Below are 25751 nucleotides of genomic sequence, written 5' to 3'. Positions count from 1 at the left end.
GCGTGGCGGCCACGCTCGCGCTCAACGTCAGGAAAGCCACCCGCTCACGGCACGATGACGACCACCTCACCGGGCACGGGTGGCGCCGCCAGCGCCGCCGGCGCTTCGTCGAGCCCGATCCGGCGGGTCACGAGCTGCGCGGGGTCGAGCCGGCCGTCGGCGACGAGGGCGAGCAGGCGCGGGTAGTCGGCCGCCGCCATCCCGTGGCTCCCGAGCAGGGCGAGCTCGCGGGCGATGACGTCGGGCACCGGCACCGCCGGCTCGGTCGACAGCAGCCCGACCTGCACCAACGTCCCCTGGGTGCGCAGCGCGCGGACCCCGAGCGCGAGCGAGTCCGCCCGCCCGGCCGCCTCCACCGCGACCCGCGCGCCGCCGTCCCCGAGGGCCGCGCGCAGCTCCTCGGGCCCGACGGCCGGGTCGAGCGCCGCCGTCGCCCCCAGCGCGAGGGCCCGCGCCCGCGCCGCCGGGGCCGGGTCGACGACGAGCGCCTCGGCCCCCGACGCCCGCGCCACGAGCACGGCCGCGAGCCCCACCCCGCCGGCCCCGAGGACCAGGAGCCGGTCGCCGGGCCGCACGCCCCCGCGGTCGACGACCGCGCGGAAGGCGGTGGCCACCCGGCAGCCGAGCAAGGCCGCGCCGCCCGCGTCGAGGTCCTCGGGCACCGCGACGAGGTTGGTGTCGGCGTGGCGCAGCGCGACACGCTCGGCGAACGACCCGTCGTGGGTGAAGCCGGGCTGCTCCTGGTCGGGGCAGACCTGGGCCTGCCCCGCCGCGCAGGCTGCGCAGCGCCCGCAGCCCTGCACGAACGGGGTGATGACGCGGTCGCCCACGCGGGCCCGCCGCACCGCGTCGCCGACCGCCACGACCCGCCCGACGAGCTCGTGGCCGGGCACGAACGGCGTCACGACCCCCGCGTCGTGGCCGCGCCAGGCGAACCGGTCGCTCGCGCACAGCCCGGTCGCCTCGACGGCCACGACGACGCCGTCGGGCTCCAGCACCGGATCGGGTCGCTCCACCACCGTCGGGTCGGCCCCGAAGTCCTCGATCAGCACCGCGCGCACGGGTCGAGTCTCCCCCGGCGTCCGGTTCGTCACGGCCCCGGCGATGATGGCCCCGTGACGTCCCCCCGGCCGCCGGCGCGCCGCGCGCGTCCCGAGACGGGCGCGGCGACGGCGACGCAGAGCGACGACGACGCCCCCACCGGGCCGATCCGGGTGCCGCGGGAGACCGCCGAGAACGGCGACCGACGCCGCGGGCGGCGAGCAGGGGGAATTTCTGACGTCGAGCGCCAGCGTGGCAGCCAGGCTGACACACCCCGTGCCTCGTCCCGCGGGGCGAACCCGGGACGGCGGCGGCGCGCCGAGCCGGCGGCGAGCGGGCACGGCCACGGCCACGGGCACGGCGGCGGGGACCTCGACGGTCCGTCCGGGCGACGGATCCGCTGGGTGCTCGCGGCGCTCCTGGCGCCGTGCGCGCTCGCGGTGCTGGTCGGGCTCGTGGTGCTGGCGCCGTCGCCGGGCGAGTACGCGCAGGTCGGCGTACGCGCCGCGACGGGGCAGGGCGCGCCGGGACTGGGGTCGCAGACCCCCGTCGACGCCGAGGTGATCCGCGCCGCCGCCGAGTCCGACTGCACCGACCCCAACCTGCCCTCCCCCGGCCCCGGCGAGGGCTGCGTGGCCGTGACGCTGCGCCTGGGCGAGGGCCCCGCCGCCGGGAGCACGATCGTCAGCCTCGCGCCGGCCACCCCCGGCTCGCCGCGCTTCGCCGTCGGCGACCCCGTGGTGCTGGGCTGGGCGGGCGGCGACCCCGCCGACCCCCTGACCTACACGATCGTCGACTTCCAGCGCGGCCCGCCGCTGCTGGTGCTCGGCGGGGCGTTCGCGCTGGCGGTGCTGCTGCTGGGCCGCTGGCAGGGCCTCGCCGCACTCGTCGCCCTCGGCGTGACCCTGGGCGTGCTCGCGCTGTTCGTCCTGCCCGCGCTGGCGACCGGGTCGGCGCCCGTGCCGGTGGCGCTCACCGCCGCGGGGCTCATCGTCGGCGTCGTCCTCCCGCTGACCCACGGGGTCTCGGCGCGCACGGCCACCGCGGCCCTCGGGACGCTGGCGAGCCTCGGGCTGATCGGTGTGCTCGCGGTGCTCTTCGCCGCCACCTCGCGGCTGACCGGGCTGGGCGAGGAGGCCTCGGAGCTCGCCGGGGTGCTCGGGCCCGGGCTGGACCTGCGCGGGCTGCTGCTCGCCGGGGTGATCATCGGCGCGCTGGGTGTGCTCGACGACGTCACCGTCACCCAGACCAGCGCCGTCTGGGAGCTGCACCGCGCTGACCCGGCCGCGCGGCTCGCCGACCTCTATGGTGCCGCCATGCGTGTCGGTCGTGATCACGTCGCCTCGGCGGTGAACACGCTCGTCCTCGCCTACGCCGGGGCGGCGCTGCCCCTGCTGCTGCTGTTCGCGCTGGCGGGGCGGGGTCTCGGCGACCTGCTCACCGCGGAGGACGTGGCGCAGGAGGTCGTGCGGACCCTGGTCGGCAGCATCGGGCTGGTCGCCTCGGTCCCGCTGACCACCTTCCTCGCCGCCGTCGTCGTCCGCGCCGTCCGCAGCGGCACCGCCAGCACCGAGTCCCGGGGTGAGCCCGCATGAGCCGACCCGCCCTCCCGCGCTCCGTCGAGAGCCCGCCGAGCGGGGTCCTCGACACCGCCCGCGCGCTCGTCGTCGCCTCGACCCGCACGGCGGTCGAGCTGACGCTGCACGGCCCGGCGATCGTGCGGGGCATCGCCGACATCGCCACCCAGGGCGCCCGCAGCACCGCCGACCTCAGCCCGCTCGTCGCCGACGCCCTGCGCGCCGTGCCGCGTCTCGTGTCGATGCTCGAGCAGCTGCTGCCCGTCGCCTCGGGGCTCCAGCACACCCTCGACGATCTCGCCCCCGACCTCACGCGCCTGTCCTACGCGACCGACGCCCTCGACCGCCTCGCCGGCGCCGTCGACGACCTGCACGCCCTGGCCCGCGCGGTGCCGACGCTCGAGCGGATCGCCGGCGCCGCGCCCGCCCTCGACCGGCTGGCCGAGGCCGCGCCGTCCCTGGCGCGCCTCGGCGACGCCGTCGACGACCTGCACGCCCTGGCCGGTGCGGTGCCCGCGCTCGAGGCGATCGCCGGGGCCGCGCCCGACATCCACGCGCTCACCGAGGCCGTGCCCGCCCTCCAGCAGATCGGCGAGGCCCGCGGTGACATCGCCGCCCTCGCGCAGGCCGTCCCCGCCCTCCAGCAGATCGGCGAGGCCCGCGGTGACATCGCCGCCCTGGCCGGCGCCGTGCCGGCGCTGCAGACGATCGCGGGCGCGGCGCCGGACATCCACGCGCTCAGCGAGGCCGTGCCCGCCCTCCAGCAGATCGGCGAGGCCCGCGGTGACATCGCCGCCCTCGCCTCCGCGGTGCCCGCACTCCGGCAGCTCGGTGCCGCGGCGCCGATGCTCGAGCAGCTGGCCGGCGCCGCCCCGGCGCTGGAGCAGCTCGGGGCGGCGGTGCCGCACCTCGAGGAGCTCGCGGGCGCGGCCCCCACGCTGCAGCGGATCGCGAGCGCCGTCGACGACCTGGGCACGCTCGCCGGCGCGACGAGCGACCTGCGCACCCTCGCCGGCGCGACCGGGTCCGTCGCCCAGATCGCACACGGTGTGCCCTCGGTGGGTCGCCTGGCCGACGCCGTGCCCACCGTCGCCGCCCTCGCCGACGCCGTCCCGACGATCGCGCGGCTCGCCGAGGCCGTCCCGACGATCGCCGCGCTGGCCGAGGCCGCCGACGACCTGCACGCCCTGACCGGCGCCGTCGACGACCTGCACGCCCTCGCCGGCGCCGCCCCGGCGCTGGCGCAGATCGCGGGCGCCGTGGACGAGGTGCGGACGATCAGCGGGGCGGTCGAGCACGTCGAGACCCTGGCCCGGCACGCCGACTCGACCTTCCCCGAGGTGCCCGCGCGCCTGAGCACGCTCGACACGTCGCTGACCACCGCGGCCGGAGAGCTGCAGAAGGTCAGCCCCGACCTGCGCACCCTTGCCGGGCGCATCGACGACCTCGACGAGCAGATCAAGATCCTCGCCGACGCCCTCGCCCCGCTGCAGGGCACCACCGAACGCCTCGGGCGCCTCGTCGACCGCCTCCCCGCGGGGCGCAAGAGCCGCTCGGGCGAGTAGCGCCCCGCCCCGACCGAGATCACCGGGCCGAAAGGCACCTCGGAGGGGCCGGCGCGGGTGCCTTTCGACCTGCTGATCTCCGTGCCGGGCCCGACGCCGGCTCGAACGGAGATCACGAGAGCGGAGTGCACCCGCGACGCGTGCGCGAGGTGGATGTCGCTCTCCTGATCTCCGCGCAGGCACCCCCACGCAACGAACGACGCCCTCGCTGCGTCGGAGGGCAGCGAGGGCGTCGTCCGCTCGTCACGGGTGCGACCGCGACGACACCTCGAGGTCTACGAGCACTGCGGCGGCTCGTGGCCGCCGTTGTCGGGCTGCTCCTCGCCGCCGTGGTCGGGCTGCTCATGGCCCTCGTCGGCCGGCTTCTCGTGGCCCTCGTCCTCGTGGCCGCCGTTGTTCTCGTGACCCTCGTTCTCGTGGCCACCGTTGTTCTCGTGGCCCTCGTTCTCGTGCTCGTTGCCCCACTCACCGCCACCGGGGTGTGCCGGGGTGGTCGGCTCCTCGCACGGGTCCGGGTCGGGGATCACGACGGGCTCGGTGAGCTCGAAGTCGTAGATCGTGCTGGGTGTGGTCACGAGGTCCACTCCCGCGTCGAGGCCCGGGTTGCTGGTGCCCTGGTTGATCACCAGCGCGGTGACCCGGATGTCGGGCTGCGCGGCGACGAACTGCGCGAGCGTCCTCGTGGCGTTGCAGCTCCGCTCGGTCTCGGCGATCACGCCCGGGATCGCGCGCGTCGAGCACCACTGTCCGGCGCCCGCCTGGTAGCGGTGCCATTCGTTCGCCGTGGTGCTGTCGGTGGCCGGGTTGTAGATCGGCTCGTAGGTCAGCGTCGAGAAGCCCACCGCGGGGTCCGCGGGGTCGTAGTCGACCTGGAGCTGATAGCTCGGGAACTGGATGGGGTTGCCCGCCTCGTTCTGGTACGCGGAGTACGCGGCCACCGGGATCCACTCCGCCAGCGGGGAGTCCTCCGCCTTGGCGATGGCGGCCTTGTCCGTCTCACCGGGGGTCTGCAGGCGCAGCGACGCCTCTCCGCCACCGGTGGGGGCGGGCGGGGTGAAGGCGTCGGAAACCTCCGAGGTCCCGGGGGTGGCGCTCCCGGTGGGCGTGACTCTGGAGAACGGCGCCAGGTCCGGGAGCACGTAGGTCGTCCCGACGACGGGCGCCGGCACCGGCAGCAGCGGGTCCGCGCTGCTCGTCCCGATCATCGCCGCGGCGCCGCCACCCACGATCAGTGCTCCCGCAGCGGCCAGTGCCGCCATCCCCCGCCGTCCGAGCTTCGCCCTGTGCTGACCCATGCGTGTGGTGTCCTTCCGCCCCTTGGGATGACGTGGCACCTGCGGTGACCACGATCGGGTAACGAAAAGCACACAGAGGGGTGACGGAACAGTTCATCCGAATGGTGGCTCAAGATCAGCCGTTAGGACGTCGCCGAGCGGCCGGGAGAACGAGCGGTCAGCCCGCCGCGGGCGGCAGGGCCGCGCCGGTGTCCTTGAGCTCGACGCCCGAGAGCTGCCGGCGGAAGGACTCCGTGAGCAGGGCCGCGAGCACCTCGGCGGCCGCCTCGTAGGTCAGCCCGTCGGGCGGGCGGATGTTGGAGACGCAGTTGCGCTCGGAGTCGACGCGCCCCGGCCGGGGACCGAAGGTCAGGTAGGCACCGAGCGAGTCGGGCGCGGACATGCCGGGCCGCTCGCCGATGAGCACGAGCACCATCGAGGCCCCGAGCGCCGCGGCGATCTCGTCGCCCAGCGCCACCCGGGCCTGCTCGGCGACCACGACCGGCGCCACCGACCATCCCTCCAGCCGCGGCAGCAGCGCGTCGACGACGCCCGCGGCGTGCTCGTGCACCGCCGTCGCGGAGAGCCCGTCGGCCACCACCACGGCGAGGTCGAACTCGCCGGACGACAGCCCGTGGTCGGGGGCGAGCCGTCGCCCGAGGTCGGGACGCTGGAGGTACTCCGCGCGGTCGGCGACCTGCGAGCGCACGACCGGCCCGGCCCGCTCCCCCAGTGCCGCGGTCACCGCGTCCGTGTCGAGGGCCGTGTGCACGGCGTCCCGCGCCGCGGCGTGGGCGGCGGCGAGGCGGAGGTTCTCGGCGGTCGACAGGCCGTCGCCCGCCCGTCCGAGCCCCACCCGGGCGCGGGTGGCGGCGCGCAGGGTCTCCCAGGGGTCGCTGCTCACGACATCAGCGCCCGGATCGGCTCCGGCACGAGCTGCGGGACGCGCCCGGCGTCGTCGAGCAGCCCGACCGACCCCAGCCACGCCTCGAACTCGGGCGCGGGTCGCAGGCCGAGCGTCTGGCGCACCTGCAGCACGTCCTGGAACGACAGCGACTGGTAGTTGAGCATGATGTCGTCGCCACCGGGCACGGTGATGACGAACGCGCAGCCGGCCGCACCGAGGGTGAGCAGCAGGGTGTCGGTGTCGTCGGCGTCGGCCTCGGCGTGGTTGGTGTAGCAGACGTCGACGCCCATCGGGACGCCGAGCAGCTTGCCGCAGAGGTGGTCCTCGAGCCCGGCGCGCAGGATCTGCTTGCCGTCGTAGAGGTACTCGGGGCCGATGAAGCCGACGACGGTGTTGACCAGCAGCGGGTCGAACGCCCGGCACACCGCGTACGCGCGGGCCTCGAGGGTCTGCTCGTCGACGTCGTGGTGGGCGTCGGCCGAGAGCGCCGAGCCCTGCCCGGTCTCGAAGTACGTCACGTTCGACCCCACCGTGCCCCGGTGCAGCTCGGAGACCGCCGCGTGGGCCTCCCGCAGCTGGTCCAGGGTCACGCCGAAGCCCCGGTTCGCCGCCTGCGTCCCGGCCACCGACTGGAACACCAGGTCGACCGGCGCCCCCTGCTCGAGCAGCTCGAGCGTCGTCGTGACGTGGGTGAGCACGCAGGACTGGATCGGGGCGTCGAGGCGACGGCGCGCGTCGTCGATGAGCTCGAGCAGCGCCAGCACCGTCGACGGGCGGTCGGTGGCCGGATTGATCCCGACGACCGCGTCGCCCGCGCCGTGCAGCAGCCCGTCGACGAGCGAGGCGGTGATGCCGACGGCGTCGTCGGTGGGGTGGTTGGGCTGCAGGCGGGTCGCGAGCCGCCCCTCCAGCCCGATCGTCGTGCGCAGCCCGGTGACGACGCGGGTCTTGCGGGCGACCGCGACGAGGTCGCCGACCCGCATGAGCTTGCTGGCCGCCGCGACCATCTCCGGGGTCAGACCCGGCGCGAGCGCGCCGAGGGTGGCGGTGTCGGCCTCCCACGACAGCAGCCAGTCGCGGAACCCGCCGACGGTCAGCGAGCGCACCGGGGCGAAGGCTCCGGCGTCGTGCGAGTCCATGATCAGCCGGGTGACGTCGTCGTCCTCGTAGGGCACGACGGCCTCGTCGAGGAAGTGCGCCAGCGGCAGGTCGGCGAGCACGGTCTGGGCGGCCACCCGTTCGGCCGCCGACGCCGCGGCCACGCCGGCGAGCACGTCGCCGGAGCGAAGCGGGGTCGCCTTGGCGAGCAGGTCGCGCAGGTCGGCGAACCGGTACGAGTGGCCGCCGAGCGTCGTCGTCCAGCTCATTCCAGCTCCTCCTCGGCCTTGGCCAGCGCCGCGAACTCCTCGTCGGGCGCCGCCGCGACCAGGTGGTGCCGCGAGTAGAACCCGAACCACGCCATGAGTACCGCGAACGCCCCCAGCGCGCACAGGGCCGCGACGACGTCGACGAGGAACGTCGCCACCACCGCGGCGAGCGCGAGCACGAGCGCGACGCCGGTGGTGATCCGCCCGCCCGGGGTGCGGTAGGGCCGCTCCAGCTCCGGGTGCCGGGCCCGCAGCACCTGGTGGGCGACCATCATGAGCACGTAGGACAGCGTCGCGCCGAAGACGGCGAGGTTGATCAGGATGTCGCCGTTGCCGGTGGCCGCGAGCACGAAGCCGATCACCGCGGGCACGACCAGCGCGAGGGTCGGGGCCTTGCGGCTGTTGGTCTTCGACAGCGCGCGGGGCAGGTAGCCCGCGCGGGAGAGCGCGAAGGTCTGCCGGGAGTAGGCGTAGATGATCGAGAAGAAGCTCGCGATGAGCCCGAGCAGGCCGATGTAGTTGACGGTCGTCGAGAGCCACGACGGGCCGCCGAGCCCCACCTCGAGGGCGCTGACCAGCGGGTTCTCGCTCTCCGACAGCGCCTGGGAGCCCTGGGCGCCGGGCGCGAGCAGCAGGACGGCCGTGGCGGAGACGACCAGCACGGCCATCGCGACGATGATGCCGCGCGGCACCGCGCGCACCGGGTCGCGCGCCTCCTCGGCGGCCAGCGGGACGCCTTCGACGGCGAGGAAGAACCAGATCGCGAACGGGAAGCTCGCCCACACCCCGACGAGGCCGAAGGGCAGGAACGGCGACGCGCCGGCCGCGTCGGTCGGCGGGATGTCGGTGAGGTTTGCGGCGTCGAACGCCATGATGCCGCCGACCGCGAAGAGGATCAGCCCGACCATGGCGACCGCGGCGATGACGAACGTCGCCTTGAGGGCCTCGCCGACGCCGAGCAGGTGGATGCCGACGAACACGACTTAGCACACGAGGTAGACCCACCAGCCGTCGGTGATCCCGAACAGGCCCAGCGACTCGACGTAGCCGCCGATGAACGTCGCGATGGCCGCCGGGGCGACCGCGTACTCGAGGAGGATCGCCGCGCCGGTGGCGAAGCCGCCCCACGGGCCCATGGCCACGCGGGCGAACGTGTAGCCGCCGCCCGCGGCCGGGAGCGCCGAGGACATCTCGGCCAGCCCGAGCACCATGCACGTGTACATGACCGCCATGAGCACGGCGGCGACGGCGAGGCCGCCCCAGCCGCCCTGCGCCAGCCCGAAGTGCCAGCCGGCGTAGTCGCCGGAGATCACGTAGGCGACGCCCAGGCCCGCCAGGAGCACCCAGCTCGCCGAGCCGGCCTTGAGCTGCCGGGCCGCGAGGTAGTCGTGGCCCGCACCGCGCGTGGAACCGACCTGCTCCGCCATCCGCGTCCCCTTCCGCTCGCCCTCGGACGCACAGCGTGAAGCAGGTGTGAAGTCCGTGGGTGACGGTCGGGTTGCGATCGCCCACAGGCGTGTCAGGCGACGGGGGCGCGGCCGGGTTCCGTGACCGGGGTGTCGTCGTCGAGACCGCGCCGGCTGGTCTCCCCGGTGGCCAGGATGCAGCCGGCGGTGAGCAGGCAGCAGGCGGCGATGACGACCGAGACGAGCAGCGCGCTGCCCGTGCCCTGCAGCACGCTCGCGAACACCACCGGGCCGAGCCCGGCCCCGATGCCGGCGACCTGGTAGCCGAGCGAGGCGCCGGTGTAGCGGGCGCGGGTGGAGAACAGCTCGGTGTACAGGGCGGCGAGCGGTCCGTACATCGCGGCGTGCACGATCCCCTGCCCGACGACCACCGCGAGGACGAGCAGCGCCGTGGACCCGGAGTCGACCAGGGGGAAGAGCAGGAACGCCCACACGGTCATGGCCAGGGCGCCGACGAGCACCACGGGGCGTCGCCCGACGCGGTCGGAGAGCGCCGCGAAGCCGATGATCCCGAGGATCGCGGCCACCGAGGACACCGTCAGCGCGTTGAGCACGGTCTGGCGGGCGAAGCCGGCCTGCACGGCGTAGGCGATGACGAACGTCGTCAGCACGCCCTGGGCCACGAAGGCGCCGAAGCCGATGCCGATCGAGAGCACGAGGTTGCGCGGGTGGCGGCGCAGCACCTCGAGCAGGGGCGGCGTGGACGGACCCGTCGACCGTGCGAACACCGGCGTCTCCTCGACCCGGGCGCGCACGAACAGGCCGACCGCGAGGAGCACGGCGGACAGCAGGAACGGGATGCGCCAGCCCCAGGTGAGGAAGCCGTCCTCACCGGCGACCGCCGCCGCGCCGGCCAGCGCCGCGGTGGAGAGCACCATGCCGCTCGGGGCGCCCGCGTTGGTGAAGCTGGCCCACAGGCCGCGCCGCGAGGTCGCGTGCTCGGCGGACATGAGCACCGCGCCGCCCCACTCGCCGCCCACCGCGACGCCCTGGAGCACCCGCAGCAGGACGAGCAGGACGGGCGCCCAGACGCCGATCTGCGCGTAGGTGGGCAGCACGCCGATGAGCACGCTGACCACGCCCATCAGGGTCATGGTGACCACGAGCATCTTCTTGCGCCCGACGCGGTCGCCGAAGTGCCCGAACAGCACCCCGCCCAGCGGGCGGGCGAGGTAGCCCGTGGCGAGCGTGCCGAAGCTCGCGACCGTGCCGACCAGCGGGTCCAGCGTCGAGAAGAAGACCTTGGCGAACACGACCGCCGAGGCCGTCGCGTAGAGCAGGAAGTCGTAGTACTCGATGACGCTGCCCAGGTAGCTGGACAGCACCGCCCGGCGGAGCTGGGTCCGCGAGCGCGGGTCGGCCTCGGCCACGCCGCACCTCCTGCTCGATCTCGTGTGTGGTCGCGGTCACGGACGACCGGGGCAAATGTAGGCAGACGCTCGACGAGCGTCAACGATGTGCCCAACATCGATACGGGGCTACGCTCCCGCCGTGCCCGAGGAGGACGTCGACACCGAGGCACCCCGACCGCAGGCGATCCTGCTGACCTTCCTGGGCGGCTACCTGCTCGGGCGCGGGGTGCACGTGGCGACGAGCAGCCTGGTCGACGTCCTCGGACGCGCCGGGGTCTCCGAGCACGCGACCCGCTCCACGGTCAGCCGCATGGCGCGCCGCGAGCAGCTGCACCGCGTGCGCCGGGGCCGCCAGGTCTACGTCGGGCCGACGCCCACGACGCGCGAGGTACTGCGTGACGGCGAGGCGCGTATCTGGCGCACCGACGTCGTCAACACGCAGTGGGACGGGTCGTGGACGCTGCTGTCGTTCTCGCTGCCCGACGCGTGGGCCCGCGAGCGGCACCTGCTGCGGGCGCGCCTGACGTGGGCGGGGTTCGCGCCGCTGCAGGGCGGGCTGTGGGTCGCGCCGGGCGAGGTGGACGTGGTCGCGCTCGCCGACGGGCTGGGCCTCGACGGGCGTCTGCGCGCCTTCAGCGCCCGGGCGCTGGCCCCCACCGACGTCGACGCCCTGGTCCGCGACGCCTGGGACCTGCGGGCGGTGGCCGCCCGCTACGCCGCGTTCCGCGCGCGCTGGGGCGAGCCGGCGACGCGCCCGCCGCTGCCGGACCCGCTCTCGGCGCAGCTCGTGCTCCAGACCGACTGGCTGCAGGCCATCCGCCGCGACCCCCGCCTGCCCCGGCGCCACCTGCCCCCGGACTGGCCCGCCGAGCCCGCCCACGCGCTCTTCCGCGAGCTCTACACGACCTACGACCGCGGTGCCCGCTCCGGCGCGGCGGCCCTCGACGTCATCCCGGACGAGGACGCGGCCGACCGGCGTCCGTGAGCGAACTTCGGGGCTATAGCCCCGAAGTTCGCTCACGTGGAGGTCAGGTTGGTGCGGCAGTGGTTGAGCAGGGCGCGCAGGGCGCCGCGCTGGTCGGGGTCGAGGCCGGCGACCATGCGCTCCTCGACCTCCGCCGCGCCCGGGGCGACGTCGTCCAGCAGCGCCCGCCCCGCGTCGGAGAGCCCGATGAGGACCCGGCGCCCGTGGGCCGGGTCGGGGGTGCGGGTGATCCAGCGCCCGCGCTCGAGGGCGGCGAGCAGGTCACCCATCGCCTGCGGGCTGACGAAGGCGTTGCGCGCGAGGTCGGCGCCCGTCTGGCCCTCGCGCCGCGCCAGCACGGTCAGTGCCGTCCACTGCGGGACCGTGATGCCGGTGGTGCGCAGCAGGTCGTCGAGGCGCGCGCGGACCGCCAGCTCCACCTGCTTGACCGCGTACAGCAGCGACGGCACCTCCCCGGCCCCGTCGGGTCCCGGCCCCTGTCCCTCCACCGCCGCCCCCTCGTCCACTTCCACCGCCGCGCGTCGACCCCTATTATCAAGGTTCCTGATAACGAAGGAGACCCCCGTGGGCGTGACATCCGCTGCGCCATGGTCCCGGGTCCGGCCACCCCGTGTGGAGCCCGTGGAGGGAGCCCGATGAGCGAGTCGCGGGAGACGGAGCCGGCCGGAGCCCGACCCGACGACGCCGTGGCGTCGCTGCTGCCGCGCTCGGTGACGCTGCACCGCGACGGCCCGGTCGCCGTGCTGCGCCTCGCGCGTCCGGCCAAGCGCAACGCGCTCGACGACGCCACGGTCCTCGGCCTCGAGGCGTTCTTCTCGGCGCCGCCCGCCGACGTGCGCGCGGTCGTCCTCGACGCCGAGGGCGACCACTTCAGCGCCGGCCTCGACCTCGCCGAGCTGGGCGCCACCGACGCCGTCGCGGGCGTCGAGCACTCCCGGTTCTGGCACCGGGCCTTCGCCCGCATGGAACAGGGCCGGCTGCCCGTCGTCAGCGTGCTCAAGGGCGCGGTGATCGGCGGCGGCCTGGAGCTCGCCGCCGCGACCCACGTCCGCGTCGCCGAGCCCAGCGCGTTCTACGCCCTCCCCGAGCCCTCCCGCGGGCTGTTCGTCGGCGGGGGCGGCTCCGTGCGGATCCCGCGCCTGATCGGCGTGCCGCGGATGACCGACATGATGCTCACCGGCCGGGTCCTCGACGCCGGCGAGGGCCAGCAGCTGGGCATCTCGACCTACCTCACCGAGCCCGGCGGCGGGTTCGCGAAGGCCCTGGAGCTGGCCCACCGCATGGCCGGCAACCCGCCGGTGAGCACCTACGCCGTCCTGCAGGCGCTGCCGCGCATCGCCGCGGCACGCGACGAGGACGGGTTCTTCATGGAGGCCCTCATGGCCGCGATCTCCTCGAGCAGCGCCGAGGCCCAGGAGCGGATGAGCGCGTTCCTCGACGGCCGCGCGAACAAGGTCCGCTGATGGGGGCGCCACCCGCGGGCACCGTCACCGCCGCCTTCGTCGAGTGGCTCGCCGCCGAGCGCGGCCTGCGGTTCGACGACTACGACGCCCTGCAGCGCTGGTCGGTCACCGACCTCGACGGGTTCTGGTCGGCGATCGCGGCGTTCTTCGCCGTGCCCTTCCACGACGCCCCCCGCGCGGTGCTCGAGCACCGCGGCATGCCGGGGACGGTCTGGTTCCCGGGCGCGACGCTGAACTACGCCGAGCGGGCGGTCGAGGGACCGGAGGGCACCGGCGACGACGAGCCGGCGCTGCTGGCCCACTCCCAGACCCGCGACGAGCAGCACTGGACCCGCGGCGAGCTCCGGGACGCCGTGGCCCGCGCCCGGGCCGGCCTGCAGCGGCTCGGCGTGGGGCGCGGCGACCGGGTCGTGGCCTACGCCCCGAACATCCCCGAGACCGTGATCGCCCACCTCGCCGCCGCCAGCCTCGGCGCGGTGTGGGCGTCGTGCGCGCCGGAGTTCGGCGCCCGCAGCGTCATCGACCGCTTCGCCCAGATCGAGCCGACGGTCCTGCTCGCGGTCGGCGGCTACGTCTACGGCGACAAGCCCATCGACCGCACCGCCGAGGTCGCCGCCCTGCGCGCCGCGCTCCCGTCGCTGCGCCACGTGGTCGAGGTGCCCTACGGCCCGGGCGAGGTGCCCGGCGCGCTGCCCTGGTCCGAGCTGGTCGGCACGCCCGCCGCGCCCGCCTACGACCCGGTGCCCTTCGACCACCCGCTCGTGGTCCTGTTCTCCTCGGGCACCACCGGCAAGCCCAAGGCGATCGTGCACGGCCACGGCGGGCTCACCGTCGAGCACCTCAAGAACCACGGCCTGGCCTGGGACGTGCGCCCCGGCGACCGGATGCTGTGGTTCTCGACGACGGCCTGGATGATGTGGAACGCGCTGGTCTCCGGGCTGCTGCACGGCGCGGCGCTGATCCTCGTCGACGGCAACCCGCTGCACCCCGACCTCGGCTGGCAGTGGCGCCTCGCGGCCGGGGCCCGGGCCACCCACTTCGGCTCCTCCCCCGGCTTCCTCATGGCCTGCCGGACCGAGGGCCTGCACCCGGCACGGGACCTGGACCTCACGTCCCTGCGCCAGATCTGCGTGGCCGGCAGCCCGCTGCCCCCCGAGGGCTACCGCTGGGTGGCCGCGGAGTTCGGCCCGGAGGTCCTGCTGCTCGTCGGCAGCGGCGGCACGGACGTGTGCACCGGCATCGTCCAGGGCGGGCCGTGGCAGGAGGTCGTCGAGGGCGAGATCTCCGGGCGCGAGCTCGGGGTGGACACCGCGGCGTTCGACGAGGACGGCCACGAGGTCGTCGGCGAGCTCGGCGAGCTGGTCATCCGCGCGCCGATGCCGTCGATGCCCCTGTTCTTCTGGGGTGACGAGGACGGCGCGCGGCTGCGCGCCGCCTACTTCGACCACTACCCCGGTGTCTGGCGCCACGGCGACTGGGTGCGGTTCTCCCCGTCCGGCTCGGTGGTCGTCACCGGGCGCTCCGACGCCACCCTGAACCGGGGCGGCGTCCGGCTGGGGACCGCCGAGTTCTACTCCGTGGTCGAGGAGATGCCCGAGATCGCCGACAGCCTCGTCGTGCACCTCGAGGACGCCTCCGGCGGGCCCGGCGAGCTGCTGCTGTTCGTCGTCCCCGCCGCGGGGCACGAGGTGGACGAGGCGCTCACGCAGCGGATCCGCGGCGAGCTGCGCTCCGCCCTCTCGCCCCGCCACCTCCCCGACCGGATCCACGCGCTCCCGGCGGTGCCGCGCACCCGGACCGGCAAGAAGCTCGAGGTCCCGGCCAAGCGCATCCTGCTCGGCGCCGACCCGGACGCGGTGGCGTCGCGGGACTCGCTGGTCGACCCGTCGGCCCTCGACGCGATCGCGGACGTCGCCCGGTGACGCGGGTCGCGGTGATCGGCACCGGGGTGATCGGCGAGAGCTGGGCGCGGCTGTTCCTCGCGCACGGGCACGAGGTCGTCGCCTCCGACCCCGCGGCGGGCGCGCGGGACCGCCTCCCGGACGGGGTGACGTTCGTCGACGACCCGGCCGAGGCCGTCGCCGGCGCCGACTTCGTGCAGGAGAACGGGCCCGAGCGCCTGGAGGTCAAGCACGCGCTGCTCGCCGAGCTGGACGCCGCCGCCCCGCCCGGGGTGGTGATCGCCAGCAGCTCCTCGGCGCTGCGCCCCACCGACCTCGCCCGCGGCGCGCCGGGGCACCCCGAGCGCGTGCTGGTCGGGCACCCGTTCAACCCGCCGCACCTGGTCCCGCTCGTCGAGGTCGTGCCCGGCGAGGCGACGTCGGAGGCCGCGGTCGAGGCCGCCATGGCGTTCTACGCCGGCGTCGGCCGCACGCCCCTGCGCCTGCGCGCCGAGCTCCCCGGCCACCTCGCCAACCGCCTGCAGGCCGCGCTCTGGCGGGAGGCGTACTCGCTGGTCGAGCGCGGGGTCGCGACCGTCGCCGACATCGACACCGCGATCACCGAGGGTCCCGGCCTGCGCTGGGCGGGCGTCGGGCCGATCGCCGGCCAGCACCTGTCCGGCGGTGCCGGCGGGCTCGCCCACGTCCTCGAGCACCTGCACCCGGGCACCGAGGCGCTGTGGGCCGACCTCGGGTCGCCCACCATGACCCCGGAGCTCGCGGACCGGCTGGTCACGCAGGTCACCGGCGCCGTCACCGACCCCGACGCCCTGCTCGCCCGCCGCGACGCGGTGATCCGCGCCGCCCTCGAGGCCCGGAGGTCTGGATGAACCTCGACGACCTGACCGCCATCGACGTCCACACCCACGTCGAGCAGGACGCCCACGGGTGCTTCGCGCTGACCGACGAGCTGCTCGACGCCTCGACGCAGTACTTCCGCAGCGACCAGGACCGCACGCCCACCGTCGAGGCGATCGCCGCCCACTACCGGGAGCGGTCGATGGCGGCGGTCGTGTTCACCGTCGACGCCCCGGCCGCGACCGGGCACCCGCCGCTGTCCAGCGAGGAGATCGTCGAGCGCGCCGCCGCGTTCCCCGACGTGCTCATCCCGTTCGGCTCGGTCGACCCGCACGGCGGGCGGGCCTCGGTGGAGCGGGTGCGCCGGCTGGTCGCGCAGGGCGCCCGCGGCTTCAAGTTCCACCCGACGCTGCAGGGCTTCGCGCCCAACGACCGCGCGTTCTACCCGCTCTACGAGGCGATCACCGAGGCGGGCGTGCCGGCGCTGTTCCACACCGGCCAGACCGGCATCGGCGCCGGGCTGCCGGGAGGCGCGGGCCTGAAGCTGCGCTACTCCGACCCGATGCTGCTCGACGACGTCGCCGCCGACTTCCCCGACCTCACGATGATCTTCGCCCACCCCTCGGTGCCCTGGCAGGACGCGGCCATCTCGATCGCTGGGCACAAGGCGAACGTCCACATCGACCTGTCCGGCTGGTCGCCCAAGTACTTCCCGCCCCAGCTCGTGCGCGCGGCGGGCCGCCAGCTGCGCGACAAGGTCCTGTTCGGCTCGGACTTCCCGGTGATCACACCGGACCGCTGGCTGCGGGACTTCGCGGAGCTGGACATCCCCGACGACGTCCGACCGGCGATCCTCAAGGGGAACGCCGCGAGGGTGCTCGGCCTGCGCTGAGCGTCCTACGATCCCGTCGGGGGATCGCATGGGACCGTCGCTGCTGTGCCCGGCGCTCGTCGGCCGCGAGGACGAGACCGCCGCGCTGCGCGAGCACCTGGCCGCCGCCGAGCGCGGACGCGGCGGCGTCGTGCTGCTGGTCGGCGAGCCCGGCGTCGGCAAGAGCCGGCTCCTGCGCGACGCCACCGACGTCGCGCGCGGCCTGGGGCTGCGGGTGCTCGCCGGGCGTGCGGTGCCCGGCGGGAGCCCGGTGCCCCACCGGCCGCTCACCGAGGCGTTCCTCGCCGCGTACCGGTCCGCGCCCCCGCCCACCGGCCCCGAGCTCGACGGGTTCGCCGGGCACCTCGCACGCCTCGTCCCCCCGTGGCGCGGCGCCGGCCCGGCCGCCGTCGACGACTCGCCGGTGGTGATGGGCGAGGCCGTGCTGCGCCTGCTGCGCTCCGGCGGCGCGGCGGTGCTCGCGCTCGAGGACCTGCACTGGGCCGACACGGAGACCCTCGCCGTCCTCGACCATCTCGTCGACGCCCTCGCCGAGGAACCCGTGCTGGTGGTGGGAACGATGCGCCCCGAAGGCGCGGTGGCCGAGCTGCGCGCCCGGCTCGCCCGCCGGGCCCCGGCGAACGTGCTCGCCGTCGATCCCCTCGACGGGGCCGGCGTGGACCGCATGCTCGCCGCCTGCCTGGCCACCCCGGACCCGCCGGCGGGGGTGCGGGCGTTCCTCGCCCGGCGCGCCGAGGGCGTCCCGCTGCTGGTCGAGGAGCTGCTCGCCGGTCTCGTCGCGGCGGACGAGCTGCGCTTCGAGCACGACCACTGGGTCGGCGCCGGGGAGCTCACCCCGCGCGTACCCGCGAGCCTGCGGGAGTCGGTGGCCCGCCGCGCGGAGCACCTCGACCCCGTCGCCCGCCGCGTGCTCGCCGCCGCCGCGGTCCTCGGGCGGCGCTTCGACTGGGAGCTCGTGCCCGGGATCGCGGAGGTCGACGGGCGCGCCACGGTGGACGGGCTGCGCGCCGCGGTCGCCCAGCACCTCGTCGAGGTGGACGGGGGCGGCTTCGCGTTCCGCCACGCGCTGACCCGGGAGGCGGTCCTCGACGACCTGCTGCCCCCGGAGCGCCGCGAGCTGGCGCAGCGGGCCTGGCCGGCCGTCGAGCGCGCGTACCCCGGGCTGCCCGGGGCCCTGTGCGAGCTGGCCGCCGAGCTCGCCGAGGCCGCGGGCGCCCCGGTCGAGGCGGCCGCACGCCTGGTCACCGCCGCACGGCGGGCCCTCGCGGCCGGCGCGGTCGCCAGCGCCGAGGTCACCGCCCGCCGCGCGCAGCGCCTGGCGGGCGCCGACGACCGGGTGGTCGGCGACGTCGACGAGGTCCTCGTCGACGTCCTCGTCGCCGCCGGCAAGCCCCGGGAGGCCCTGGAGCTCGGCCACGACCTCGTCGCGCGCACGACCGATCCGGACCGCCGCCTCGGGCTCCTGCTCGTGCTCACCCGCGCCGCGGTCGGGGCCGGCGAGGTCGCCGAGGGCGCCCGGCTCCTCGACCTGGCCCGCGCCGCAGCGGACGGGCGGGACCTCCCGGCCCTCGACGCCGTCGCCGCGCACGTCGCGCTCGAGCAGGGACGGCACGGCGACGCCGCCGCGCTCGCGCACCGGGTCATCGACGCCGCGACCGAGCCCGCCGTCGAGTGCGAGGCGCTGGAGGTGCTCGGCCGCGTCGAGCGCGAGTTCCGCGCCGGGTCCGCCGTGCGGTGGCTGGCGCGGGCGTCGGAGGTGGCCGAGCGCGCCGGGCTGGCCACCTGGCACCTGCGCGCGCAGCAGGAGCTCGCCCTGATCACGTGGGACACCGATGCGCTCCGGGCCACTCGCGCGCTCGCCGCCCGCCACGGGGCCCTGACGACGGTCGCCGTGATGGACCTCAGCCTGGCCGACCTGGCGCTGGGCCACTTCGACACCGACGGCGCCCTGGCGGCGTCGCGCGCGTGCGCGGACGCGAGCCGGCGCTACGGGCTGGCGACGGCCGCGGTCGCCCACCTGTGGCTCGCCGGCGCCCACGCCCTGGCCGGGGACGACGCCGCGATGGAGGCGGCGATCGCGCAGGCGCTCGCCCCCGACCCGACCGACCCGCGGATCCTCGGCGACCTCCACGGCCGGGTCCTGGCCACCCGGTGCCTCGTCGCCGACGAGCTCGGCGCCCTCCGCGGCCACCTCGACACCATGATGACCCACGTCCGGGCCGCCGATCCCGCGCGCTCGGTCTTCCCGGGACGCGCGCTGTGGGCCCTGCTCCACACCATCGAGGACGACGACCTCGGGGTCGCGGCCCGGGCCGAGTTCGGCGAGGTCGCCGCGCGGATCGGGCTGGACCTGTTCCGCTACGCGCACACCGCGGCCGAGGCCGTCGCGCTGGGGCGGACCGGCGCGGGCCCCGAGGCCACGGCGCTGCTGACCGCCGCCCGCCCGGAGGGCCGCGCCCTCGAGGGCGGGGTCGGGCTGCTGCACTGCGTGCAGCTGCTGACCGCACAGGCCGCCGTGCGCGACGGCTGGGGCGATCCGGCGACGTGGCTGCGCGAGAGCGAGGCCTTCTTCGCCGAGGCCGGCCACGCGCGCCCGGCCCGGCGCTGCCGCATCGTGCTCGGCCGGACCGGCGCCCCGGTGCCGCGGCGAGGTCGAGGCGGCTCCGTGGTGCCGGCGCCGCTGCGCGCGCTCGGGGTGACGAGCCGCGAGATGGACGTGCTGGGGCTCGTGGCGCTGGGACTCTCCACACCCGAGATCGGCGCGCGGCTCGTGCTGTCGCCACGGACGGTGGAACGCCACCTCGGGAACCTGTTCGCCCGTACCGGGCTGCACGACCGCCGGGCGCTGGCCGAGCTGGCACGCCGCCACGGCGTGCAAGGTGGGTGACCGGGCGCGCTAACTGGGGGAACGCTCCCGATGTGGTCGCGGCCACAGCGGGCGACGCTGACGTCATGGACACCTCCGTGCACGAGATCGCCGACGGCGTCTACCGGCTGTCGACCTGCCTGCCCGACGTCACCCCCGACGGCTTCACCATGAACCAGTACCTCATCGACGCCGAGGAGCCCCTGCTCTTCCACACCGGGCTGCGGGGCATGTTCCCGCTGGTCGCGGACGCGGTGGGCCGGATCATGGACCCCGCGCGGCTGCGCTGGATCAGCTTCGGCCACGTCGAGGCCGACGAGTGCGGCGCGATGAACGAGTGGCTCGCCCGCGCGCCCGACGCCCGCGTGCTGTTCAACCAGCTCGGCTGCATGGTCTCGCTGTCCGACCTCGCCGACCGGCCGCCCGAGCCCGTCGGCGACGGCGAGCGCCGGGAGCTCGGCGGCCACGTCGTACGCACCATCGCCACCCCGCACGTCCCCCACGGCTGGGAGGCGCAGGTGATCTACGACGAGACCACGGGCACCCTGCTGTGCGGTGACCTCTTCACCCGCACCGGCGACGGTCCGGCACTCGTCCACGACGCCGACATCGTCACCCCCGCCCTCGCGGCCGACGCGATGTTCGGTGCCACGGCCCTCACCACCGGCACGGCCCCGGCGCTCCGCGGTCTCGCCGAGCTCGAGCCCCGCACGCTCGCCCTCATGCACGGCCCGGCCTACGCCGGCGACGGCGCCGCGGCGCTGTCCGGGCTCGCCGACGCCTACGCCGCGCGCCTGGCGCGGGAGGTGGCGTGATGAGCGGCGGCCGGACCGACCGGGCCACCGTGCGGGTCGAGGACGTCCCCGCGTTCACGCGGGCCGAGGCGGTGGGGCTCGCCGCGACCGAGACCGCCCGGATGGCGGCCTTCCTGGACGCGCTGCGTCCCGACGAGTGGCGGCGCCCCACCGACTGCCCCGCCTGGGACGTCCGGGCCCTGGCGGGCCACGTGCTCGGGATGGTGGAGGGCTTCACGAGCCTGCCGCGCATGGTCGGCGGGATGGTCGCGGGCGGCCGCCGGGCCGGCGACGGTCCGTTCATCGACGGCCTGACCGCGGTCCAGGTCGAGCGCAACGCGGCCCTGACGACGCGGGAGCTCGTGCGCCGGCTGGAGGTCGCGGGGCCCGCGCAGGCCCGGTGGCGCGGCCGCGTCCGGCTCCTGCGCGCGATGCCGATGACGGAGGAGGTCAACGGGGCGAGCGAGACCTGGCGCCTCGGCTACCTGCTCGACGTCGTCCTCACCCGGGACACCTGGATGCACCGCGTCGACGCCGCCCGCGCCACCGGCCGCACGATGGTGCTCACACCCGAGCACGACGGCCGGATCGTCGCCCACGTCGTCGCCGAGTGGGCCCGCCGGCACGACCGCCCCGTCCGCCTGCACCTCACCGGGCCCGCGGGCGGCTCGTTCACCAGCGGTGCCGACGGACCCGAGATCACCCTCGACGCCGTCGAGTTCTGCCGGACCCTGTCCGGGCGGGCCGAGGGCGAGGGACTCCTGGCCACCGGGGTGCCGTTCTGAGCGGTCCGGTCACATCCGCGGGCTCCCGAGGGTCTCCCCGTCGACGTCCACCGACGACGACAGGAGCCCGTGATGAAGACCTACTGGACCGCGACCGCCGTCACCGCGTTCGTCCTGCTCTCCGGCGGTCTGGCCGACCTCCTCGGCGCCGACCGGGTGGTGGCGGGCATCGTGGCGCTGGGCTACCCGGCGTACCTCGCGGCGATCCTCGGCGTCTGGAAGATCCTCGGTGCCGTGGCGATCACGGTGCCCGGGCACCCGCGGCTCAAGGAGTGGGCCTACGCCGGGATCGTGTTCGACCTCAGCGGCGCCGCGGTGTCCCACCTGGTGTCCGGCAGCCCGCTGTTCCACCCGGTGGTGACGACGACGCTGCTCGTCGTCGCCCTGATCTCATGGACCACCCGGCCGGCGTCGCGCCGCCTCGTCGCCACCGGCGCCGCCGGCGAGCGCGTCGCGGTTCCGGTCTGATCAGCCGTCGTGCAGCGCGCGGTCGACGGCAGCGGCCGCGTCGTCGAGGGCGATGGCCTGCTGCGAACCGTCGGCGAGGTCCTTGAGCTGGATCTCGCCGGCCTCGAGGTCGCGGTCGCCGAGCACGAGCGCGTAGCGCGCCCCCGACCGGTCGGCGGCCTTCATCGCACCCTTGAGCCCGCGGTTGCCGTAGGCCAGGTCCGCCCGGATCCCGGCGCGCCGCAGCGACCCGACGATCCCGACGAGCCGGTCCTTCGCGGCGTCGCCCAGGGGCACGCCGAAGACCTCGACCCGCCCGGCGCCGTCGTGGCCCGCCTCCTCGACGCGGCAGGCGAGCAGGGTCCGGTCGACGCCCAGGCCGAACCCGACCCCGGACAGCGCCTGCCCGCCCAGCTCGGCCATCAGCCCGTCGTAGCGCCCGCCGCCGCCGATCCCGGACTGGGAGCCGAGGCCGTCGTGGACGAACTCGAAAGTCGTCTTCGTGTAGTAGTCGAGCCCCCGCACCATCCACGGGTTCTCGACGTAGGCCACACCCAGGTCGTCGAGGTGGCGCTTGACCGCCGCGTGGTGCGCGGCCGCCTCCTCGGAGAGGTGGTCGATCATCAGCGGCGCGCCCTCGAGCTGGGCGCGGACCTCGGGGCGCTTGTCGTCGAGCACCCGCAGCGGGTTGATGCGGGCGCGCTCGCGGGTGGCCTCGTCGAGGTCGAGCTTCTCGAGGAACCGGGTCAGCTCGGCACGGTACTGCGGGCGGGTCGTCGCGTCGCCCAGGCTGGTGAGCTCCAGCCGGTAGCCGCGCAGCCCGAGCGCGCGGAAGCCCGCGTCGGCGACGGCGAGGACCTCGGCGTCGAGCGCCGGGTCGTCGACGCCGATGGCCTCGATGCCGACCTGCTGCAGCTGGCGGAACCGGCCGGCCTGCGGGCGCTCGTAGCGGAAGAACGGCCCGTCGTAGCGCAGCTTCACCGGCAGGCCGCCGCGGTCGAGGCCGTGCTCGATGACCGAGCGGACGACGCCCGCCGTGCCCTCGGGGCGCAGCGTGACCGACCGGCCGCCGCGGTCGTCGAACGAGTACATCTCCTTGGAGACGACGTCGGTCGACTCGCCCACGCCGCGGGCGTAGAGCGCGGTGTCCTCGAAGACCGGCAGCTCGATGTGCGCGTAGCCCGCGCGGTCGGCCTCGCGGATCAGGGTGTCGCGGACGGTCGTGAACTCCGGCCCGACGTACTCGGGGATGCCCTTGGGCGCGGCGAAGCCGCCGGCCGGCACCGCGGCGCTCACAGGTGACGCCCGGGGGCGCTGGTGAGGCCCTGCACGAACGGGTTCGAGCTGCGCTCCTGGCCGACGGTCGTCATCGGCCCGTGGCCGGGCAGCACGGCGGTGTCGTCGGACAGCGACAGGATCTTGTCGCGGAGCGAGGCCATCATCTCCTCGGTGGACCCGCCGGGCAGGTCGGTGCGCCCGATGCCGCCCTGGAAGAGCGTGTCGCCCGCCAGCAGGAACGGCTGCCCCTCCTCGGTGGCCGAGCGGAACACGACCGAGCCGCGGGTGTGCCCGGGCGTGTGGTCGACGGTGAGGCGCAGGCCGGCGAGCTCGAGCTCGGCACCGTCGGCGAGGACCTCGACCGAGCGGGGCTCGCGGAACTCCAGGCCCGGGTACATCGCGGCGAGCTGCTGGCCCATCGGCCCGACCGAGCCGAGCGGGTCGGCGAGCATGTGCCGGTCCTCGGGGTGGATCCAGGCGGGGATGTCGTCGCCGTCGCACACCGGCGTCACCGACCACATGTGGTCGAGGTGGCCGTGGGTCAGCAGGACGGCCACGGGGGTCAGCTTGTGCCGCGCCAGGACCTCGCGCAGCCCCTCCTCGGCGTCCTGGCCGGGGTCGACCACCACGGCGGACTCCCCGGGGCCGGGAGCGACCACGTAGCAGTTGGTCTGGAACACCCCGGCCGCGAAGGCCTCGACCAGCACGTTCTCGTCCTCCTCGCACATCCGGCTCGCTCGTCCACCCTAGTCGAGACCCTCACGAGGACCGGTCGGCGCGGTTCCTACGATGTCCGCCGTGCCGACGAACGAGCAGCGCCGGAAGGCCGCCAAGCGGAAGCTGGAACGCCAGATCGAACGGCGGGCCGAGCGCTCCCGGCGCCGGCGCCGGCGGCTGGCCCTGATCTCGGTGGTGGCGGTCGTCGCCGTCCTCGCCGTGGGCGCCGGCGTCTACTTCCTCGTCACGGGCTCCGACGAGCCCGCGCCGCAGGCCGCGGCGCCCCGGACGTGCACCTACAACCCGTCGGAGCCGGCGTCGAAGCCGAACACGCCGCCCGACGGGAACCCGCCGACGACGGGCACGGTCGACGTGACCCTGGAGACCACGCAGGGCGCGATCCCGATGACGCTGGACCGCGCGTCGGCCCCCTGCGCGGTCAACGCCGTGGTGAGCCTCGCGTCGCAGGGCTTCTACGACGACACGCCCTGCCCCCGGCTCGTCTCCAGCCCGGGCAGCCTGCAGGTGCTCCAGTGCGGCGACCCGACCGGGTCGGGCTCGGGCGGCCCCGGCTACCAGTACGCCGAGGAGCCGCCGCAGGGCCTGCCGCCCTTCCCGGGCGCCGAGGGCCAGGCCTCGACCTACGCCCGCGGCCTCATCGCGATGGCCAAGAGCTCGCAGCCCGGCTCCACCGGCAGCCAGTTCTTCCTCGTCTACGGCGACTCGGGGCTCCCGCCGGAGTACTCGGTGATCGGCCGGATCGGGGGCGGCGGCCTCGGCGTGCTCGACCGCATCGCCGAGGCCGGCGACGACGGCTCCAACCAGGCCGGCGGCGGGGCCCCGCGGACCCCGGTGCAGATCCAGCGCGCGGTCGTCGCGGCGCCGCCGGCGCCCTGACCGGCAGCGGACCGGCAGCGGTCTGACAGGAGAGCGCGCCATCGTCGGGTCGGCACCCGACGAGAGGAGCTCTCATGCCCACCTTCCCCGGCGCCGCCGGCACCGTCTTCCACGACCAGTGGCTGCCCACGACCCCGGAGCGCGGCGCGGTCGTCCTGTTGCACGGCCACGGCGAGCACCTCGGGCTCTACGACGCCCTGGCCCGGCGCCTGGCCGCCGACGGGCAGGCGGTGCACGCGCTCGACGTCGTCGGCCACGGCCGCAGCGACGGCGAGCGCGCCCTCATCCCGTCGTGGGACCTGCTGGTCGACGACGCGCGGACGCTCACGACCATCGCGCGCGAGCAGCACCCCGGGGTGCCGCTGACGGTGATCGGTCACTCCGGCGGGGCGCTCGCGGCGCTCCTGCTCGCGCTGCGCTCGCCCGAGCTCGTCGACGCCCTCGTGCTGTCCGCGCCGCCCGCGGTCGCCCAGGAGTGGATCCACGAGTGGCTCGCGTCCGGCGAGCCGGAGCTGCCCGTCGAGGACCCGCGCGAGCTGCTGAGCACCCACGCGGAGTACGTCGACGCCCTGCTCCACGACCCGCTGACCCACCACGGCGGCTTCCGGCGCGAGACGCTGCAGGCGGTCGCGGACACGTGGCCCGAGGTCGCCGACGGGCTCGCCGACGGGCGGCCCGGTGTCCCGGTGCTGCTGGTGCACGGCGAGGCGGACCCGCTGGTGCCCGTCGAGCACGCGCACCTCGTGGCGGGCCGGCTGGCGGACGCGCGCGTCGTGACGTTCCCCGGCGACCTCCACGACGTCCTCAACGAGCACGACCGCGATGCCGTGCACGACGTCGTGGCGGCGTTCGTCGGCGAGGTCACGACGCCGGTCGCCGCGGCCGCTTCCGATTCGTCCAAGTCATCCGGGTCGTCGCCGTCATAGCGTGCGGGGCATGACGGCGGACACCATCGAGCAGGAGCTCGTCGCCCTGCTCGACGACTGGGGCAGGGCGATCGTCTCCGACGACGCCGACCGCATCGCCGCGTTCATGGACGACGACTGGGCGATCGTGTCGTGGACGGGCATCACGTCCCGCGCCCACTTCCTCGCCTACGTCCGCTCCGGCACGCTCGGGCACACGCGCATGGAGGGGGTCGGCGAGCGCCGGGTGCGCGTGCACGGCGACGTCGCGTGGATCAGCGTGCGCGTGCTGAGCACGGCGCAGTACGGCGGCGCCGACATCCCCGCCGACGAGTGGACCACGGACGTCTTCGTCCGCTCCCCCGTCGACGGGCGCTGGCGCTGCACGCTGACCCACATCACCCCGGCCGGCGCCGGGTGAGCGCGTGGCATTGC

At 75.7% G+C, this 25751-nt stretch carries 22 protein-coding genes and 1 pseudogene; 14 read left to right on the top strand and 9 right to left on the bottom strand.

What is annotated here, in order from left to right; genetic code table 11:
* Positions 1-44: 44 nt before the first annotated feature.
* Entirely contained in the window at positions 45-1061 is a 1017-nt protein-coding gene (locus tag ACFPK1_RS10555; RefSeq protein WP_378020870.1) for an alcohol dehydrogenase catalytic domain-containing protein, read from the bottom strand.
* 54 nt (positions 1062-1115) lie between these two features.
* Here ACFPK1_RS10555 and ACFPK1_RS10550 point away from each other — a divergent pair, with 54 nt between their 5' ends.
* Entirely contained in the window at positions 1116-2636 is a 1521-nt protein-coding gene (locus ACFPK1_RS10550) for a YibE/F family protein (RefSeq protein WP_378020869.1), read from the top strand.
* Positions 2633-4183, top strand: a complete 1551-nt coding sequence (locus ACFPK1_RS10545) for a hypothetical protein (protein ID WP_378020868.1) — start codon at positions 2633-2635, stop codon at positions 4181-4183. Before ACFPK1_RS10550 ends, ACFPK1_RS10545 begins: the two co-directional genes overlap by 4 nt.
* Positions 4184-4458: 275 nt before the next feature.
* Here the strand turns inward: ACFPK1_RS10545 and ACFPK1_RS10540 are convergent, their stop codons facing one another.
* The 5 genes and pseudogenes from ACFPK1_RS10540 to ACFPK1_RS10520 form a co-directional block, all read right to left on the bottom strand.
* The gene (locus ACFPK1_RS10540; RefSeq protein ID WP_378020867.1) at positions 4459-5478 is read right to left on the bottom strand and encodes a hypothetical protein; all 1020 of its coding nucleotides are present in this window, start codon (positions 5476-5478) and stop codon (positions 4459-4461) included.
* Between the two features lie 157 nt (positions 5479-5635).
* The gene (eutC, locus tag ACFPK1_RS10535) at positions 5636-6361 is read right to left on the bottom strand and encodes an ethanolamine ammonia-lyase subunit EutC (RefSeq protein WP_378020866.1); all 726 of its coding nucleotides are present in this window, start codon (positions 6359-6361) and stop codon (positions 5636-5638) included.
* The gene (locus ACFPK1_RS10530; RefSeq protein ID WP_378020865.1) at positions 6358-7731 is read right to left on the bottom strand and encodes an ethanolamine ammonia-lyase subunit EutB; all 1374 of its coding nucleotides are present in this window, start codon (positions 7729-7731) and stop codon (positions 6358-6360) included. Before ACFPK1_RS10530 ends, eutC begins: the two co-directional genes overlap by 4 nt.
* A pseudogene (eat, locus tag ACFPK1_RS10525) lies at positions 7728-9158 on the bottom strand (ethanolamine permease). The gene ACFPK1_RS10530 and the pseudogene eat overlap by 4 nt, the downstream one beginning before the upstream one ends.
* Before the next feature lie 92 nt (positions 9159-9250).
* Positions 9251-10567: an MFS transporter gene (locus ACFPK1_RS10520; protein ID WP_378020864.1), complete on the bottom strand. Its 1317-nt coding sequence runs from the start codon at positions 10565-10567 to the stop codon at positions 9251-9253.
* A 121-nt stretch (positions 10568-10688) separates the two neighbouring features.
* On the opposite strand from ACFPK1_RS10520, the gene ACFPK1_RS10515 reads away from it, so the two are divergent.
* On the top strand, positions 10689-11534 hold the full coding sequence (locus ACFPK1_RS10515; protein ID WP_378020863.1) for a PaaX family transcriptional regulator: 846 nt from the start codon (positions 10689-10691) through the stop codon (positions 11532-11534).
* Between the two features lie 32 nt (positions 11535-11566).
* On the opposite strand, the gene ACFPK1_RS10510 is transcribed toward ACFPK1_RS10515, so the two are convergent.
* The gene (locus ACFPK1_RS10510) at positions 11567-12022 is read right to left on the bottom strand and encodes a MarR family winged helix-turn-helix transcriptional regulator (RefSeq protein WP_378020862.1); all 456 of its coding nucleotides are present in this window, start codon (positions 12020-12022) and stop codon (positions 11567-11569) included.
* 147 nt (positions 12023-12169) lie between these two features.
* Between ACFPK1_RS10510 and ACFPK1_RS10505 the strand changes: the two genes are divergently transcribed.
* The 8 genes from ACFPK1_RS10505 to ACFPK1_RS10470 all read left to right on the top strand — a co-directional run bounded on the left by ACFPK1_RS10505 (position 12170) and on the right by ACFPK1_RS10470 (position 21540).
* Positions 12170-12997, top strand: a complete 828-nt coding sequence (locus ACFPK1_RS10505) for a crotonase/enoyl-CoA hydratase family protein (protein WP_378020861.1) — start codon at positions 12170-12172, stop codon at positions 12995-12997.
* The gene (locus ACFPK1_RS10500; RefSeq protein WP_378020860.1) at positions 12997-14919 is read left to right on the top strand and encodes an acetoacetate--CoA ligase; all 1923 of its coding nucleotides are present in this window, start codon (positions 12997-12999) and stop codon (positions 14917-14919) included. The genes ACFPK1_RS10505 and ACFPK1_RS10500 overlap by 1 nt, the downstream gene beginning before the upstream one ends.
* Positions 14916-15767: a 3-hydroxyacyl-CoA dehydrogenase NAD-binding domain-containing protein gene (locus tag ACFPK1_RS10495; RefSeq protein ID WP_378020859.1), complete on the top strand. Its 852-nt coding sequence runs from the start codon at positions 14916-14918 to the stop codon at positions 15765-15767. The genes ACFPK1_RS10500 and ACFPK1_RS10495 overlap by 4 nt, the downstream gene beginning before the upstream one ends.
* Positions 15764-16627 (top strand): amidohydrolase family protein, encoded by an 864-nt coding sequence (locus ACFPK1_RS10490; protein WP_378020858.1) that lies wholly within the window; start codon positions 15764-15766, stop codon positions 16625-16627. The genes ACFPK1_RS10495 and ACFPK1_RS10490 overlap by 4 nt, the downstream gene beginning before the upstream one ends.
* 28 nt (positions 16628-16655) lie before the next feature.
* Positions 16656-19514: an ATP-binding protein gene (locus tag ACFPK1_RS10485; RefSeq protein WP_378020857.1), complete on the top strand. Its 2859-nt coding sequence runs from the start codon at positions 16656-16658 to the stop codon at positions 19512-19514.
* 65 nt (positions 19515-19579) lie between these two features.
* The gene (locus ACFPK1_RS10480) at positions 19580-20308 is read left to right on the top strand and encodes an oxygen-binding di-iron domain-containing protein (protein WP_378020856.1); all 729 of its coding nucleotides are present in this window, start codon (positions 19580-19582) and stop codon (positions 20306-20308) included.
* Positions 20308-21072, top strand: coding sequence for a maleylpyruvate isomerase family mycothiol-dependent enzyme (locus ACFPK1_RS10475; protein ID WP_378020855.1), 765 nt, complete (start codon positions 20308-20310; stop codon positions 21070-21072). The genes ACFPK1_RS10480 and ACFPK1_RS10475 overlap by 1 nt, the downstream gene beginning before the upstream one ends.
* A 72-nt stretch (positions 21073-21144) precedes the next feature.
* Positions 21145-21540, top strand: coding sequence for a DoxX family protein (locus ACFPK1_RS10470; RefSeq protein WP_378020854.1), 396 nt, complete (start codon positions 21145-21147; stop codon positions 21538-21540).
* Here the strand turns inward: ACFPK1_RS10470 and hisS are convergent, their stop codons facing one another.
* Both hisS and ACFPK1_RS10460 read right to left on the bottom strand, forming a co-directional pair.
* Entirely contained in the window at positions 21541-22815 is a 1275-nt protein-coding gene (hisS, locus tag ACFPK1_RS10465; RefSeq protein ID WP_378020853.1) for a histidine--tRNA ligase, read from the bottom strand.
* The gene (locus ACFPK1_RS10460; RefSeq protein WP_378021012.1) at positions 22812-23504 is read right to left on the bottom strand and encodes an MBL fold metallo-hydrolase; all 693 of its coding nucleotides are present in this window, start codon (positions 23502-23504) and stop codon (positions 22812-22814) included. The genes hisS and ACFPK1_RS10460 overlap by 4 nt, the downstream gene beginning before the upstream one ends.
* A 91-nt stretch (positions 23505-23595) precedes the next feature.
* Between ACFPK1_RS10460 and ACFPK1_RS10455 the strand changes: the two genes are divergently transcribed.
* The 3 genes from ACFPK1_RS10455 (at position 23596) to ACFPK1_RS10445 (ending at position 25737) form a co-directional block, all read left to right on the top strand.
* Positions 23596-24411: a peptidylprolyl isomerase gene (locus tag ACFPK1_RS10455; RefSeq protein WP_378020852.1), complete on the top strand. Its 816-nt coding sequence runs from the start codon at positions 23596-23598 to the stop codon at positions 24409-24411.
* Between the two features lie 74 nt (positions 24412-24485).
* Positions 24486-25337 carry an alpha/beta fold hydrolase gene (locus ACFPK1_RS10450; protein ID WP_378020851.1) on the top strand — a complete coding sequence of 284 codons (852 nt, stop codon included), beginning with the start codon at positions 24486-24488 and terminating at the stop codon, positions 25335-25337.
* 10 nt (positions 25338-25347) lie between these two features.
* Entirely contained in the window at positions 25348-25737 is a 390-nt protein-coding gene (locus ACFPK1_RS10445) for a nuclear transport factor 2 family protein (RefSeq protein WP_378020850.1), read from the top strand.
* Positions 25738-25751 lie beyond the last annotated feature (14 nt).

It is taken from the genome of Actinomycetospora rhizophila (genome assembly GCF_042657905.1).
Taxonomy (GTDB): Bacteria; Actinomycetota; Actinomycetes; order Mycobacteriales; family Pseudonocardiaceae; genus Actinomycetospora; species Actinomycetospora rhizophila.
Note: the sequence above shows the minus strand (reverse complement) of the source record. Positions and strands in the feature narration are given on the sequence as shown.

What these genes read in the sequence shown, in the direction of transcription:
- ACFPK1_RS10480 (WP_378020856.1), top strand. Translation starts at nt 19,580, where the DNA reads ATGGACACCTCCGTGCACGAGATCGCCGACGGCGTCTACCGGCTGTCG.
- ACFPK1_RS10475 (WP_378020855.1), top strand. Translation starts at nt 20,308, where the DNA reads ATGAGCGGCGGCCGGACCGACCGGGCCACCGTGCGGGTCGAGGACGTC.
- ACFPK1_RS10485 (WP_378020857.1), top strand. Translation starts at nt 16,656, where the DNA reads ATGGGACCGTCGCTGCTGTGCCCGGCGCTCGTCGGCCGCGAGGACGAG.
- ACFPK1_RS10450 (WP_378020851.1), top strand. Translation starts at nt 24,486, where the DNA reads ATGCCCACCTTCCCCGGCGCCGCCGGCACCGTCTTCCACGACCAGTGG.
- ACFPK1_RS10545 (WP_378020868.1), top strand. Translation starts at nt 2,633, where the DNA reads ATGAGCCGACCCGCCCTCCCGCGCTCCGTCGAGAGCCCGCCGAGCGGG.
- ACFPK1_RS10470 (WP_378020854.1), top strand. Translation starts at nt 21,145, where the DNA reads ATGAAGACCTACTGGACCGCGACCGCCGTCACCGCGTTCGTCCTGCTC.
- ACFPK1_RS10530 (WP_378020865.1), bottom strand. Translation starts at nt 7,731, where the DNA reads ATGAGCTGGACGACGACGCTCGGCGGCCACTCGTACCGGTTCGCCGAC.
- ACFPK1_RS10500 (WP_378020860.1), top strand. Translation starts at nt 12,997, where the DNA reads ATGGGGGCGCCACCCGCGGGCACCGTCACCGCCGCCTTCGTCGAGTGG.
- ACFPK1_RS10445 (WP_378020850.1), top strand. Translation starts at nt 25,348, where the DNA reads ATGACGGCGGACACCATCGAGCAGGAGCTCGTCGCCCTGCTCGACGAC.
- ACFPK1_RS10540 (WP_378020867.1), bottom strand. Translation starts at nt 5,478, where the DNA reads ATGGGTCAGCACAGGGCGAAGCTCGGACGGCGGGGGATGGCGGCACTG.
- ACFPK1_RS10505 (WP_378020861.1), top strand. Translation starts at nt 12,170, where the DNA reads ATGAGCGAGTCGCGGGAGACGGAGCCGGCCGGAGCCCGACCCGACGAC.
- ACFPK1_RS10490 (WP_378020858.1), top strand. Translation starts at nt 15,764, where the DNA reads ATGAACCTCGACGACCTGACCGCCATCGACGTCCACACCCACGTCGAG.